Genomic DNA, 14426 nt, shown 5'->3' on the forward strand with positions numbered 1-14426 from the left:
TCAGTAGAACCGGTACAGATGATGCACCGGGCCGTGGCCATGCCCGACGGTGAAGCGATCGGCCGCCGCGATGGCACCGGAGATGAAGGCCTTGGCATTGCGCACGGCCGTCTCGAGGCTCTCGCCCTTCGCCAGCCCTGCGGCCACGGCCGACGACAGCGAACACCCCGTGCCGTGGGTGTTCTTCGTGTCGATGCGCGGCGACGCCAATGCGATGCAGCCATCCGCGGTGATCAAATAGTCGGTGCTGTCGGTGCCCTGCCCGTGGCCGCCCTTGATCAGCACGGCCGGACAGCCGAGCGCGAGCAGCCGGCGGCCTTGCGCCGCGATCGCCTCGTCCGAGGTCGCGACCGGCTCGTCCAGCAGCGCGGCCGCCTCGGGCAGGTTCGGCGTGATCAGCGACGCCCGCGGGATCAGCCCGCGGCGCAGCGCGTCGATCGCATCCTCCGGCAACAGCCGGGCGCCCGACGTCGCCACCATCACCGGATCGAGCACCACATGTGACGGCGTCCAGCGCGCAAGGCTTGCGGCAATGGCGTCGGCAATCGGCGCCTGCGCCACCATGCCGATCTTGACCGCGCCGACGGCGAGGTCGTCGAACACCGCATCGATCTGCGCGGTGACGAAATCGGGGGGCACCAGGTGCACCCCGGTCACGCCCTTGGTGTTCTGGGCGGTCAGCGCCGTCAGCACCGACGCGCCATAGACGGCCAGCGCCGCAAAGGTCTTGAGGTCGGCCTGGATGCCGGCTCCCCCGGAGGAATCCGAACCGGCGATGGAAAGTGCGACGGGGGTGCTCATGCCCCTTCCTAGCGCGGGCCGGCCGCGCCCGGCAAGCGGGCCCGGCCACCGGAGAAAGCGTATCGACTTCGCCGGAAAACGCTATATTGAGGCGAAAGATGCCTTCCGGAGACAGCCCGCAATGGTTCCCTTCTTCGTCCAGATCAAGTGCAAGCTTGGCCAGTCCTACACGGTCGCCAATGCGCTGGCGGAAGCCGAGATCGCCTCCGAGATCTACTCGACGGCGGGAAATTATGACCTGCTGGTGAAGTTCTACGTCGACAATGCCACCGACATCGGCCACTTCGTGAACGAGAAGGTCCAGGTGCTGCCGGGCATTCAGGACACCCACACCATCATCACGTTCAAGGCCTTCGGCGCCACCTAGCGACGAGCTCGTCCAAGCCCGGGGACGGCCTGCCCGTCGGCCACCTGCCTCACGACAAAGGCGCCCGTCGTGACCGACGGGCGCCGAGGTCCTGAAAATGGGTCAAGCATGGTTTCGTCATGAAAGACGGGGGGCGGCCGGAGGCCCGTGTCCGCCAGTGCGTGTCAGCAGGCTGAAAAGCCGGACCTTTCGATCGCGAGGGGTGATGGGGGGACCGTCGAACGGCCCGGCTTTCCTTTCGGGCAACTTGGCGATAGGCGTCTATAACCGGTGCGCGGAGCATCGGGTCAAGGCGGGCGACCGATCCGATACGGTCGATCAAGAAGTTGAGACGAAAACTCAAGAATGACTGCGGCGCCGTGTGAAGAGTGAGATCAAAGCCGTTTCGTCCCTGCTGCCGAGCTATGGCTTTTCCGCCGAGCAGATGGACACCGAGACCAACATTGCCGCGTGGCGTGAGGCCACGTCGACGTTCTTCGAGGTCGACGAGCTCGCGGCCGGCGAGGCCGCTCCGTTCCGGGCGGACGTCCTGTCCTACGCGCTTGGCTCCGTCCTGCTCGGATCGGCCCGTGCGAGCGGCCAGCGGTTCCGGCGATCGGCCGAGACCGTCGCCCGCAGCGGCGTGGATCACATCATCCTGCAGCTCTACGTGGACGGCAGCTATGAGGGCGTCGCTGGCGCCTCGCCGATCCGGGTCGAGGCCGGCGACCTCTGCGTGCTCGATCTCGCCCAGACACTCGAAACGCGCGCGACCCCGTTCGAGAACGTCACGTTGGTGGTGCCGCGTCCGATGTTCGATGCGCGCCTGCTGCAGGTCGACGACCTGCACGGCCTGGTGCTGCCGCGCAGCGGCGCGCTGGCGCCGCTGTTGGCGCGGCATTTCGGCGCACTGCTCGACTATGCGCCGCGCATGAGTTTCGACGAGTGCCAGGCCGCGGTCGAGGGCACGATCGCGCTGATCTCGGCGTGCCTGCGCGGCGAGCTCGAACGCCGCGATGCCGACCGCAGCGTGACGCCGGACGCCTCGCTGCTCCGCGTCCGCCAATATATCGAAGCGCGGCTGTCGAGCCCCGAACTCAGCGCCGACGCCGTGGCGCTGCATTTCGGGATGTCTCGCGCGTCGCTCTATCGCCTGTTCGCGCCGATCGGCGGCATCGCCGACTACATCCGCCGCCGCCGACTGCACCGTGCGTTCTTCGATCTCGCGGGAACCGGATCGCGGGCGTTGCGCATCAGCGAGGTCGCGCGGCGCTGGCAGCTCGGTACCGATGCGCATTTCACGCGGCTGTTCAAGACCGCCTACGGCATCACGCCGAGCGCCGCGCGCGAGGCCGCCATGCTGGGCTCGCCACGCCTGTCGGTCGACGCGGACGCCGAAACCGCCTCGCCGCTCAGCCGTTGGATGCGAGGGATAGCAGCGCCCCGGACCGGGGAATGAGCGCGACGACGGCCGCCGAGTGCGGATCGTCGTCCTCGGTTGCGTCGTCCTCAGATGCGTCTTCGGCCGGCTGCGGCTCGTCGGCCTCGGACGCAGCGCGCGCGATCTCCAAATGCTGCTCGAGCTGCTCGACCGGCATCGGCCGGCCCAGCAGATAACCTTGCGCGAAGTTGACGCCGAGCGAGCGCAGTTGCACCAGCTGCTCTTCGGTCTCGACGCCTTCGGCGGTGATCTGGATGCCAAGCCCCCGCGCCAGCGTCACGACCGACGAGATGACGGCGGCACTTTCGTCGCGCACGCTCAGATTGGCGACGAAGGACTTGTCGATCTTGATCTTGTTGAACGGGAACGCCGTCAGCGAGCGCAGCGACGAATAGCCGGTGCCGAAATCGTCGAGCGCCAGCGAGATGCCGAGGCCCTTCAGCCTGTCGATGAAGCTCTCGTTCTCGGCCGCTCGCTCCAGCAGCACCGACTCGGTGATCTCGATCTCCAGGCGTTTCGGATCGAGGCCCGACCGCGCGAGCGCCGACTGGATGACGTCGAACAGTTCCGCCTGCTTGAACTGGACGGGCGACAGATTGACGGCGATCTTGACGTCGTCGGGCCATGCGGTGGCGTCGTCGCAGGCGCGCCCGATGATCCATTCGCCGAGCGGCACGATCAGGCCGGTCGATTCCGCAAGCGGGATGAACTTGTCGGGCGGCACCAGGCCCTTGACCGGATGACGCCAGCGCACCAGCGCCTCGACACCGCGGCGCTCGCGCGTCTCGGCGTCGTAGAACGGCTGATAGTGCACCTCGAACTGGCACTGCGCGATGGCGTCGCGCAGATCGCCCTCGAGCGTGTTGCGCGCCTCGAGCTCGGCCGACATCGCATCGTCGTAGAGCGTGTAGCAGCTGCGGCCGGCGGATTTCGAGCGGTAGAGCGCGAGATCGGCCTTCTTGAGCAGGTGCTCCTGGTCGCGGCCGTGCTGGGGCGCGAGCGAGATGCCGATGCTGGTGCCGATCTCGACCCGTTGCCCGGCGAGCTGGAACGGCTCGGCGATCAGCTTGGTGATGCGCTGCGCAAGCTCGATCGCGGCGGCGCGCTGGTCGGCGGATCCGGCCTGGATCAGGGCGAACTCGTCGCCGCCGAGCCGGGCCAGCACGTCCTCGTCGCGCAGTTGCGATCTCAGCCGCTGCGCGACCTGCACCAGCAGCTCATCGCCGGCGCCATGACCGAGTGAATCGTTGACGTTCTTGAAACGGTCGAGGTCGAGCAGGAAAACGGTGAAGCGGCCGTTCTTCTCGTCGTTGATGCGCTCCATCTCCTCGAGGAAGAAGGCGCGGTTCGCGAGGCCCGTCAGCGCGTCGGTCTGCGCCAGCTCGAGCACGCGGCGATTGGCGAGCGCGAGCTGCAGGGCGTTGCGGCTCGACAGCGCGAGATACACGGCGAGGAAGATCGTCGTCGCCATGCCGGCCGCATACAGCGCCAGCGCGCGATTGTGGCTCGCCATCAGGCTGCCGCCGGCGGGCGCCGCCTGGAACACCCAGTCGGCATCGCCGATGCGCAAGGTCGTCGACCAGATGCTGGGGTCCGCGGGCCAGCGCTGCGGGTCCACGCCGGAGGCGTTGATCACGCGTTCGGGCGGCAGAAGGTTGATCGCAAGCGCCGGACTGTTGGGATTGTTCGCGCGCACCGACTGCAGCAGCGTCGGCAGGTCGAACACACCGATGATGAAGCCGCTGAGATTGCGCCGGCGGTCCGCGACCGTCGTGCGCGACGTCCCCTTGGCGTAGACGGGGATGCCGATCATCACGGCGTTGTTGCGCTCGTTCTGATTGATCAGGTTCTGACGCGTGCGCAGCGCGCCGATCACGTCGTAGTCGCGCGACTGCTCCAGCACGGCGCGATGGTCGGGAATGCTCCAATAATCGAGGCCGTAGACCGGGGAGGTCTTCGCCTCGGTGGAGAAGTAGACCGGATAGTATTCGTCGCTCTCCGGCGCCACCGTGCCGTCGGGATAGGACTTGATGCGAAAGGCGGGAACGCCATCGGTGATCGCCGCCGCCTCGTATTCGCCGCGCTCCTTGCGCTTGATCCGCGGCAGCCAGGCCAGGCGGAGCATGCCGCGATGCGCCTCGAACAGGCGCGCGCTGAAGGTCTGGTACTCGCTGCGGGTAATGTCGTCGTTGGCGGATTCGAAGCGAGTGCGCAGCGCGGTCAGCCGGCTGACATATTCGTTGACGCCGTTCTGGACCAGGATCGCCTGGGCCTCGGCCACGCCTTCGAAATCGGTGCGCGCCAGCCGGTTTTCCCAGCGTCCCACGGCAACCGTCCCGACGACCGACAGCACGACGCCGACGCATGCCGCGATGATCGCAGGGCGATAAAGGCGGTATCGCGATAACGACGCGCGCAGCCTCTCCCGCCCGCTACCGCTGCGAGCATCATCCTTTTCCGGCAGCGTCGGTGCGCTGTACTCTTCAACCTGCAATATGGCCCCCGCCAAACGGCTGCCCCTCACCACGATGCGGCCGATGCTGGCCGCGGTAAGTTAAGGACGGTCAAAGATGATCCGTTGTGGAGTACCAGAAACCGGGGCTTGGTTAACGGCTGACTGTTGAGGGCCGCCCAAAACGCGATCAAGCGCGGGCCACGTCCTTAGCGAGGTCTTCATTCAACACGCCTAGACTGAGTTGTCATCCAGCGTACCCGTGCATCGAAGATCGCAATGAACTGGTTTTCAAGCCTTCGGATCTCCATCGTTCTCATCCTGATCGCCGGCGTGCTCCCGCCCGGGCCTGCGCGCGCCGACGAGCTCGGCGTCACCAACGACTCCATCATGTTCGGCCAGGTGGCGGCGCTGGAAGGCCCGTCGGCCGCGCTGGGCCAGGCGGCGCGCCAGGGACTGCTGGCGGCCTTCAACGAGCTCAACGCCAAGGGCGGCGTCTACGGACGCAGGCTCAAGCTGGCGAGCCGCAACGACGGCTACGATCCCGATCGTTCGGTGGTCGAGACCATCAAGCTGATCTACGAGGATAAGGTGTTCGCGCTGATCGGCGCCGTCGGCACGCCGACCGCGATGGCCACCGCTCCGATCGCGGCGTCGAACGACGTCCCCTTCATCGGGCCGATCTCGGGCGCCGAATTCCTGCGGGCGCCCGAATTCCAGAACATCGTGAACATCCGCGCGAGCTACGCGGCCGAGGCAGAAGCCTCGATCAAGTACCTCACCGAAGAGCTTCACCTGACCCGGATCGCGATCTTCTATCAGGATGACGCGTTCGGCCGCGACGTGCTGGCCGGCGTGAAGACACATCTCGATCGCCGCGGCCTCGAGCTCGCGGCCGAAGGCACGTTCGAGCGCAACACGCGCGCGGTCGGCGCGGCGCTCAAGGTCATCCGGCGCGCGGAGCCGGAAGCGGTGATCCTGGTCGGCACCTACGGCCCGTGCGCCGAGTTCATCAAGATGGCGCATCGCAGCGGCTTCAACCCGACCTTCACGGCGGTCTCCTTCGTCGGCGGCAACGCGCTCGCCAAGGAGCTCGGCCCGGAAGGCCGCGGCGTCATCGTCTCCGAGGTGGTGCCGTTTCCGTGGGACACCGACCTCCGCATCGTCGCCGACTATCAGGCCGCGATGAAGACGCTCGATCCGAGCCAGACGCCGGACTTCATCGGGCTCGAGGGCTACATCACCGGCCGCCTGGTGGCCCGCGCCCTGGCGATGACCGGGCCTAACCCGACCCGCGCCGAGCTGCTGCGCATCATCAACGAGGTCGGCCAGTTCGACATCGGCGGGCTGGTGGTCAGCTTCGGCAACGCGCGCAAGGAGAATCCACCGCCGGTGTCGCTGACGGTGATCCAGAGCGACGGCAGCTTCAAGCCGATCTGATCCGCGTTGCGCGCCGGCCGAACTGATCAGCCCGCGGGCTTCTTCGGCTTCGGCGGGCCTTCGACCGGCGGCAACGATTTCAGATAGACCGCCATCGCCTTGCGATCCTCGGGCGTGAGCTGCGAGGTGTTGCGGATCACCCGCGCCATCGAGCCGCCGGCGCTGTCGCCGTCCGGCAGCTGTCCGGTCTCGAGGAAATAGCTGATGTCGCTCTCGCTCCAGTCCGACAGGCCCTTCTGGGTGATGTTCGGCACGAAGCCCTGACCTTCCGGATCGGGCCCACCCGCCAGACGCTGCGCCGAGACGATGCCGCCGAGCGCATTGCGCGGGCTGTGGCATTCGGCGCAATGGCCGAAGGTATTGACCAGATAGGCGCCGCGATTCCACTCCGCCGGGCGCGAGGCGTTGGCGGCAAAGGGCTTGTCGCCGAAGAACAAGAGCTTCCAGACCCCGACGGTGCGGCGGATGTTGAACGGGAATGGCATGTCGTGCGCGCGCGAGGCCCCGGCAACCGGCGGCAGCGTCTTCATGTAGGCGAAGAGATCGCGGACGTCGTCGATCTTCGCGGCCGCGTAGGAGGCATAGGGAAACGCCGGGTAGTAGTGGCTGCCGCCCGGCGACACACCCCTCACCACCGCATTGACGAACTCGGCCTCGCTCCAGCGCCCAATGCCGTCAGTGGGATCGGGCGAGATGTTGGGCGCGTAGAACGTGCCGAACGGCGAGGTCAGCGGCAGCCCGCCGCCGAGCTTCAGTCGATCCGGCTGGTTCGGGACGGCATGGCATGACGCGCAGCCGCCAATGTTGAACATCTCCTGGCCATTGGCGAGATCAGGCGCCCGTGTCGCCGCCGCGAGCACCATGGTCGACGGGCTCGTCAGCCACCAGAATACCGCAAGGCCCGCGGCACCGAGCACACAGACAGCAAGCAGAAGGCGTCGCAACATGGTCGCTCCGTCACGGCGGGGAGGATGTCGTGGTTTTCGCCGCAAGCTCCAAGGCGTCGGCGGCGATCGATACGACAGGACGCTCGGGCGCACAAACAAAACAGGCGCACAAACAAACGGGGCGAACGCGCAGCACGCGTTCGCCCCTCGCATGAGATCACATCAGGTCAGCTGGCCTTGAGCCGGAAGGTCTCGTGGCAACCGCCGCACTCCTTGCCGATCGCCGGCGCGGTCGCCTTCAGGCTGTCGAGATCCTTGATCTTGGCCTTGGCCTCGGTGACCACCTTGGCGAAGCTGTCGATCTTGGTCTTGAAGCCGGCATGGTCTTCCCAGATCTTCGGCGACGGGCTGTAGTCGCCCTCGAACTTCGCGCCCTTGACGCTGGCGGGATACATCGTCGGCAGCTTCTTGGCCGTCTCGTCGAGCTGCGCCAGAGCGGCATTGACCGCGGCCTGGTCGTACGGCTTCTCGCCCTTCACCATGGCGATGAGAACACCGCCGAGGTTCTTGGCGTTGGCCTTCATCGTGTCCTGGCTATGCTTGACCAGATCCTGCTGTGCCATCACGGCGCCCGCCCCTAGCAGCAAAGCTGCGACAGCCACGACAGTCCGCTTCATCAATTCGCTCCTTTGTTGTCACAATCCCGTCCAGCCCACCTGAACGGGTCGCTCGGTTAGATCAACCCCTCAGCCCGCGGATTATTCCGGAATTGAGGCGGATATCGGAGAGGCCACGGAGGGAGAGTACTCAGAGACTATGACGGCGATGCTGCTCCCGGATCGCAATCCAGACGCGCTCCGGGGTCGCCGGCATGTCGATGTGATCGATCTTGTACTCGCGCCAGAGCGCTTCGACGATCGCATTGACCACAGCCGGGCAGGAGCCGATCGCGCCCGCCTCGCCCGCGCCCTTGACACCCATCGGATTGGTCTTGCAGGGCACGTTGTGGGTCTCGAAGGTAAAGGACGGCGCGTCGGCGGCGCGCGGCAGCGCGTAGTCCATGAAGCTGCCGGTGACGAGCTGAGCGTCGGAGTTGCTGTAGACCACCTGCTCCATCAGCGCCTGACCGATGCCCTGCACCGCACCGCCATGCACCTGGCCGGCCAGCAGCAGCGGATTCAGCGTCACGCCGAAATCGTCGACGATGACGTAGTTGACGATTTTGATGATCCCGGTCGCCGGATCGATCTCGACCTCGGCCACATGCGTGCCGTTCGGATAGGTGCCGTCGGCGCTGGCGAAGGTGGCACTGCCGTTCAGCTTGGCGGGATCTGTGCCCGGACGCTTGGCGAGGTCGGCGAAGGAGATCGCCCGGTCGGTGCCGGCGACGCGGATCACGCCGTCCGCGATCTCGAGATCGCCGAGGCCGGCCTCGAGCGCTTCCGCCGCGATCTGCTTGAGCTTGTCGCCGAGCTCATGGGTGGCGCGCTGCACGCTGACGCCGCCGGAGGGAATCGAGGCCGAGCCGCCGGTGCCGAGGCCGGTCGCGATTTCGGCCGTGTCGCCCTGGTGGATGTGGACGCGCTCCGGCGGCAGGCCGAACTGCTCGGCGACGATCTGGGCATAGGCGGTCTGGTGGCCCTGCCCGCTCGACTGCGTGCCGATCAGGATGGTGACGTCACCATTGGGATCGAGCCGCACATTGGCGGTCTCCTCGCCCATGGTGCCGCAGACCTCGACATAGCTCGCGAGCCCGATGCCGCGGATCAGCCCGTGCTTCTTGGCGGCCTTGGCGCGCTTCGGAAACTCCTTCCACTGCGCGATCTCCATCGCGCGCTTGAGATGCGCGTTGAAGTCGCCGGAATCATAGACCTTGCCGGTCGCGGTCTTGTAGGGCAGCGCGCGCGGCGGAATGAAGTTCTTGCGCCTGATCGCATCGACGCTCATGTCGAGCTTGCGTGCGCAGGCATCGACCAGACGCTCGATGACATAGGCCGCCTCGGGGCGGCCCGCGCCGCGATAGGCGTCGACCGGCACGGTATGGGTGAAGATCGTGCGCACCCGGCAGTGGAAGGCCTGGATGTCGTAGAGCCCCGGCAGCATGCCGGCGCCGCCATGCGGGATATAGGGCGCGAAGGTCGAGAGATAGGCGCCCATGTCGCCCATCAGGTCGACGTCCATCGCGAGGAACTTGCCGTCCTCGGCGAGCGCCATCTTCGCGGTGGTGACGTTGTCGCGGCCCTGCGCGTCGCCCATGAAATGCTCGGAGCGGTCGGCGGCCCAGCGCACCGACTTACGCAGCCGCTGCGCGGCGACCGCGAGCAGCGCATACTCCCGGTAGGGAAACAATTTTGTGCCGAAGCCGCCGCCGACATCGGGGCAGATCACCCGCATCTTCTCGGTCGGGATCTTCAGGACGTTCTGGCACAGAATGTCGCGCAGGCGGTGGCTGCCCTGGCTGCCCGCCGTCAGCGTCAGATGGTCGCGCTTGGTGTCGTATTCGCAGACCGCGGCGCGCGTCTCCATGAAGCTCGCCACCACGCGCGGATTGACGATGCGGATCTCGGCCACCGCATGAGCCTTGGCGAACGCCGCCTCGGTCGCGGCCTTGTCGCCGATCGCAACGTCGAACAGGACGTTGCCCTTGTGCTCGGCCCACACCTGCGGCGCGTCCGGCTTGATCGCGTTCACGACGCCGGTCACGGCCGGCAGCGTCGTCCACTCGACCTTGATCGCCTCCAGCGCGTCGCGCGCGTGATCGAGCGTATCGGCGACGACGAAGGCGATGGCGTCGCCGACGTGGCGCACCTCGTCCTTGGCGAGGATCGGATAAGGCGGCGCGGTGAACGGATCGGTCTCGAGATTGAACAGGCAGGGCAGCCCACCGAGCTCCGCGGTGTCGGCGGCGGTCAGAATCAGCGCCACGCCCGGCAAGAGCCGCGCCTGGGTGACGTCGATGGTGAACTTGGCATGGGCCTGCGGCGAGCGCAGCACCAGGGCATGCAAGGCGGCAGCCGGCGCCAGATCATCGGTGTAGCGGCCCTTGCCGCGAATTAGCGCGTCATCCTCTTTGCGGAGAACGCCTTGTCCGACACCGAACTTGATTGGAGCTGCCATCTGGTTTCACTTCCCGCTTGCATTGTCGCAAATATTGGACGGCATATTGCAGCGGAACGAGGACTCGCGCAAACGCCATATGGCCGGCGCCGGAACACGCGCGGTCAACTCTCGGCAGGCATGCCAGCAAGCGATGCTGCAGCGCAAACCTCAGCGCCGCACCAGTGCCTTGAGCCAGCGCGGGCCGAACAGAACGAGAATGGCGCCCGCATAAATGACGGCGCCGACGATGATCAGCAGACCGAGAACGGCTTCATCCTGCATGCGGCCGAGCGATGCGAGATGGGTCGATGCCACGAAGGCCGTCGCCCACAACGTTGCCGCGAGCACCACGCCAGTTCCAGCAAATTTCATCAGCGACATGGTGAGCCGCCGATCGAAACGCAGATAACCCTTGTGCACGGCGAAGCCGAGCACCAGCAGCAGGTTGATCCACGCGCCGACAGCCGTCGCCAGCGCAAGACCGACCTGCGCGAGCGAGCCCATCAGCAGCACCTTGAGCACGACGTTGGCGGTCAGCCCCGTAAGCGAAGCCTTCACCGGTGTGGCGGTGTCCTTGCGCGCATAGAAGGTCGAGACCGCGCTGCGAATCATCACGAACGGAATGAGCCCGACGGCATAGGCAGCGAGCGTCGCACCGGCGGCCGCGGCATCGCCCTTGGTGAAAGCGCCGCGGGCGAACATCGCCCGCGTGATGACGTCGGGCACGGCGAGGAACGCGGCGACGAACGGCACCGAGAACAGCAATGTGAACTCGAAGGCGCGGCGCTGCTGCTCCATGGCGCCCTCTTGGTCATTCGCCGTCAGCCGCCGCGACATTTCCGGCAGCAGCACCGTGCCGATGGCGATGCCGATGACGCCGATCGGCAGCTGGTTGAGACGATCGGCATAATACAGCGCCGAGATCGCGCCTGCCGGCAGGAACGTCGCGATGATGGTGTCGGCGAACATCGCGACCTGCGTGCCCATCGAGCCGAGCGTTGCGGGACCGAGCGCCTTGAAGAAGGCGCGGATGTCATCGTCGAGCTTGAGCGGCGCAAAGCGCGGCAGCCCGCCATGGCGGGCGAGATCGCCGGCGAGCAGGACATATTGCAGGAAGCCGGAGATCAGCACGCCCCAGGCGGCGGCATGACCGACGCCGGGAAAGAACGCCGCCAGCGCCAAGGTCGCCATCATTGCGAGATTAAGGAAGATGGACGCCGCCGCCGCGCTGGCGAAGCGCTGCATCACGTTGAGCATGCCGCCATACAGCGTCACCAGCGTGATCAGCAGCAGGTAGGGAAAGGTGATCCGCGTCAGCGTGATCGCCAGGTCCCGCTGCACCGGATCGTCGGTGAAGCCGGGCGCCAGGATCGTCATCGCCTGCGGCATGAACACCCAGGCCAGGATCAAGAGCACGATCTGCGAGGCCAGCAGCAGCGTGAAGATCCGGTCGGCAAACAGGCTCGCCGAGACCGGCCCCTTCTCGCCATGGACATGCGCATAGGCCGGCACAAAGGCGGCGTTGAACGCGCCCTCGGCGAAGATCGCCCGGAAATGGTTGGGCAGCCGGAACGCAATGAAGAAGGCGTCGGCCACCGGCCCAGCGCCGAGAATCGCCGCCAGCATGATGTCGCGGGCAAAGCCGGTGAGCCGAGACAGCAGCGTATAGCCGCCGACCGTGAAGATACGTCCGAGCATGGGGGGCTTCTAGAGCATTGGGCGGGGAGTTTGAAGCGGAACGTCCGTTCTTGCCGCGTGCGGCCAAAATGCGGCGCCCTGTCGCGGCCCGTTCCCGCTTGGAGCAATGGCTGCCAGGATTTCAGCGGGCGCCGGTGGAAACCTCCCCGCTCGCAGCAGGCTTTCGCATATGCCGCTCTTACATTTCGCGCCCGTCTGCTTCCACGTCGTCATGGCCGGGCTTGTCCCGGCCATCCACGTCGTGCAGCGTCCCCGGAACGACGTGGGCGCTTGCCGGGATTGCGGGAAAAGGTCGGATAGACGTGGCCCCCGATCAGTTGTGGCTGACAATGTCAAAGGTTGCATGATGGCGGATTTAGCCGCGCCAATCCACCCTGCGCGCTGTGCGTTCCGACACTTGCACTTCATGCCAACGTCAGCCCGTAGGGCGGATTAGCGGAGCGTAATCCGCCGCGCCTAGTGCGGACAATCGATGATGGTGAGAGTCCATCCCGATCGAGTGTGTGGACGTGGCCACCCGACCAGTTCTGGCACGCAATATCAAATGTGGCGTGACGGCGGATTACGCTCCGCTAATCCGCCCTACGGGCTAGTTAGCTAATCTCGCTAGTCTGAAATGCTACCGGGCGCCTTACGGCACCGCTGACGCTCCGGATACTCCCGCTTCAGCCCGTTGCGGACCCAATTACTAGGCGCTGTTGTACCCCCCTATTTTGCTCTCCGTAAAAATGATATTGGTAAGTATTTCCCGCATCGCGATTTTTCCCGAGAGGCCTGCGTGATGACTAAAGAATGGCCCGATTACCACACAGGTAGACGCGAACACGTTCACGCCGTTGGCGTGATTGCTCTCTCATACACTGCGTTCGAGAGACGCCTTTTTGGTCTTTATTCTCACCATCCCGAGCGCCAGAATATGCCACATGCGCTCATGCAGCTCTACTACTCATCCTTGAATGAGGCTAACCAACTTAAGGCTATCAGAGTGGTCTTCTCCGAGTATGAAAGAGAACCTGAGGTGATTGATCGCGTGGACAACATCTTGGAATATTTCGACTGGTGTTCTGATGCGCGCAACAAGCTTCTGCATTCCGAAATGTATCCGGCAATGTTCGGTGGAGATGCTGACAAGCTCTATCTTACAAAACCTCTATCGAAGCGTGACCCCGCATCGACGTATATGTGGCTTACCGTCGAAGAACTTCGAGACATAGCCGACAAGATTGAACATGGTAAGCGTAACTCGGCTGCTCTAAGCCTTTATCTCCGATATAGAGATCAGCCACCTGGGCAGCGAAAGATAATTGATCGCATACTAAATGAGCCGCTCCCGGGCCTCTTGAACATACCAGCTAAACTGAAGCCATCGAACGAGCCTCATCAGGGCACGACGGCCGCCAGCTTACCAAGTCGGCGGCCACCGAGCTAAAGAACCTTGTCATGCCCCCTAATCCGCTCTACACGCTGCTTTACGCGGCGCGATGTCTTGAACTGATGTTGATGTAGGGACGGGAGCCAGGCCAGAGCCAGCGCGAACGCGAGAAACCCACGATCAGGAGGCCGACCCGTCGGGCAACTCAGTTGATAGCACGATGCGGTCTATTGCCCCGCCTGCTGGTCTCCCGCCCGATATGCGCCGTCGGTATCGGCCGCGCCAAAAAACTCATTTCATAAGCCACTTCAAGCGCATCCCCCTACCCAGCCCGTTTCGGGACAATATTCCACTTTCTTTTTATCAGAAATTATGATTGATTACCCCCGTCCCGTCTCGATCAGAGGGGCGCTTCGCGGTCGTCACGGACGTTGAGGCGGGATGCGGTGGGCGTGTCGATGTTGCAGCGTGGTTCTCCATGCCGACGAACGACATCGATGCGCACGGTCAAGTCGCGTGGTCCTGGCATCCCGACGCTGATGCCAAGTTGGTGCTGATGCGCAAGGCGCGCAGTGCCGATGACGGTGGCCAAAAAGCCCGGAGCACCGGGGAGAACGCGAAGCAGCCGTTCAAACCATCGCGCGGGGAATGCCGGGATGTCTCGGCTGAACCTGTGGTACCTGCCGCCTGCATTTTTTTCCGCAGGCGGGCCATGGGTGCGGCCAGCGCCCGGCATTCCCCGTGCCCTCTGCATGTTTGCGAGGGACTAACTTATCACAGGCCTCGGGCACCAGGTGCCGCGAGAATGCGCCGCTATGTCGATCGCTGTTTGAGATGTAAATTGGAATGCGAGCAACGCGGCCGTAGGGTGGGCAAAGCAGCCGCCCGCA

General features: G+C 65.2%; 10 protein-coding genes. 4 read left to right on the forward strand and 6 right to left on the reverse strand.

Annotation, left to right across the window (positions count from 1 at the left end):
* Positions 1 to 801, reverse strand: coding sequence for a bifunctional hydroxymethylpyrimidine kinase/phosphomethylpyrimidine kinase (gene thiD, locus QX132_RS16310; RefSeq protein ID WP_316161936.1), 801 nt, complete (start codon positions 799 to 801; stop codon positions 1 to 3).
* Positions 802 to 922: 121 nt separating this feature from the next.
* Here thiD and QX132_RS16315 point away from each other — a divergent pair, with 121 nt between their 5' ends.
* Positions 923 to 1168 (forward strand): Lrp/AsnC ligand binding domain-containing protein, encoded by a 246-nt coding sequence (locus QX132_RS16315; RefSeq protein ID WP_172112765.1) that lies wholly within the window; start codon positions 923 to 925, stop codon positions 1166 to 1168.
* 373 nt (positions 1169 to 1541) lie between these two features.
* The gene (locus QX132_RS16320; protein ID WP_316162096.1) at positions 1542 to 2606 is read left to right on the forward strand and encodes a helix-turn-helix domain-containing protein; all 1065 of its coding nucleotides are present in this window, start codon (positions 1542 to 1544) and stop codon (positions 2604 to 2606) included.
* Here QX132_RS16320 and QX132_RS16325 read toward each other — a convergent pair.
* Positions 2560 to 5082: an EAL domain-containing protein gene (locus QX132_RS16325; RefSeq protein ID WP_316161939.1), complete on the reverse strand. Its 2523-nt coding sequence runs from the start codon at positions 5080 to 5082 to the stop codon at positions 2560 to 2562. The genes QX132_RS16320 and QX132_RS16325 overlap by 47 nt on opposite strands.
* 237 nt (positions 5083 to 5319) lie before the next feature.
* Here QX132_RS16325 and QX132_RS16330 point away from each other — a divergent pair, with 237 nt between their 5' ends.
* Positions 5320 to 6480 carry an ABC transporter substrate-binding protein gene (locus QX132_RS16330; protein ID WP_315738874.1) on the forward strand — a complete coding sequence of 387 codons (1161 nt, stop codon included), beginning with the start codon at positions 5320 to 5322 and terminating at the stop codon, positions 6478 to 6480.
* Between the two features lie 26 nt (positions 6481 to 6506).
* On the opposite strand, the gene QX132_RS16335 is transcribed toward QX132_RS16330, so the two are convergent.
* From QX132_RS16335 to murJ, 4 genes are all read right to left on the reverse strand, one after another.
* Positions 6507 to 7427, reverse strand: coding sequence for a cytochrome c (locus QX132_RS16335; protein ID WP_316161940.1), 921 nt, complete (start codon positions 7425 to 7427; stop codon positions 6507 to 6509).
* 167 nt (positions 7428 to 7594) lie between these two features.
* Positions 7595 to 8044, reverse strand: coding sequence for a cytochrome c (locus QX132_RS16340; RefSeq protein WP_315738876.1), 450 nt, complete (start codon positions 8042 to 8044; stop codon positions 7595 to 7597).
* A 130-nt stretch (positions 8045 to 8174) separates the two neighbouring features.
* On the reverse strand, positions 8175 to 10484 hold the full coding sequence (locus QX132_RS16345; protein WP_315798844.1) for a xanthine dehydrogenase family protein molybdopterin-binding subunit: 2310 nt from the start codon (positions 10482 to 10484) through the stop codon (positions 8175 to 8177).
* A 150-nt stretch (positions 10485 to 10634) separates the two neighbouring features.
* A complete protein-coding gene (gene murJ / locus QX132_RS16350) occupies positions 10635 to 12164 on the reverse strand; it encodes a murein biosynthesis integral membrane protein MurJ (protein WP_315738879.1) in 1530 nt (509 codons plus the stop codon).
* A gap of 781 nt (positions 12165 to 12945) precedes the next feature.
* On the opposite strand from murJ, the gene QX132_RS16355 reads away from it, so the two are divergent.
* Positions 12946 to 13593: a hypothetical protein gene (locus tag QX132_RS16355; protein ID WP_316161942.1), complete on the forward strand. Its 648-nt coding sequence runs from the start codon at positions 12946 to 12948 to the stop codon at positions 13591 to 13593.
* The last annotated feature ends 833 nt before the right edge of the window (positions 13594 to 14426 follow it).

This window comes from Bradyrhizobium sp. SZCCHNRI20481, assembly GCF_032485055.1.
Lineage (GTDB): Bacteria > Pseudomonadota > Alphaproteobacteria > Rhizobiales > Xanthobacteraceae > Bradyrhizobium.

What these genes read in the sequence shown, in the direction of transcription:
- thiD (WP_316161936.1), bottom strand. Translation starts at nt 801, where the DNA reads ATGAGCACCCCCGTCGCACTTTCCATCGCCGGTTCGGATTCCTCCGGG.
- QX132_RS16315 (WP_172112765.1), top strand. Translation starts at nt 923, where the DNA reads ATGGTTCCCTTCTTCGTCCAGATCAAGTGCAAGCTTGGCCAGTCCTAC.
- QX132_RS16330 (WP_315738874.1), top strand. Translation starts at nt 5,320, where the DNA reads ATGAACTGGTTTTCAAGCCTTCGGATCTCCATCGTTCTCATCCTGATC.
- QX132_RS16340 (WP_315738876.1), bottom strand. Translation starts at nt 8,044, where the DNA reads ATGAAGCGGACTGTCGTGGCTGTCGCAGCTTTGCTGCTAGGGGCGGGC.
- QX132_RS16335 (WP_316161940.1), bottom strand. Translation starts at nt 7,427, where the DNA reads ATGTTGCGACGCCTTCTGCTTGCTGTCTGTGTGCTCGGTGCCGCGGGC.
- QX132_RS16355 (WP_316161942.1), top strand. Translation starts at nt 12,946, where the DNA reads ATGACTAAAGAATGGCCCGATTACCACACAGGTAGACGCGAACACGTT.
- QX132_RS16345 (WP_315798844.1), bottom strand. Translation starts at nt 10,484, where the DNA reads ATGGCAGCTCCAATCAAGTTCGGTGTCGGACAAGGCGTTCTCCGCAAA.
- murJ (WP_315738879.1), bottom strand. Translation starts at nt 12,164, where the DNA reads ATGCTCGGACGTATCTTCACGGTCGGCGGCTATACGCTGCTGTCTCGG.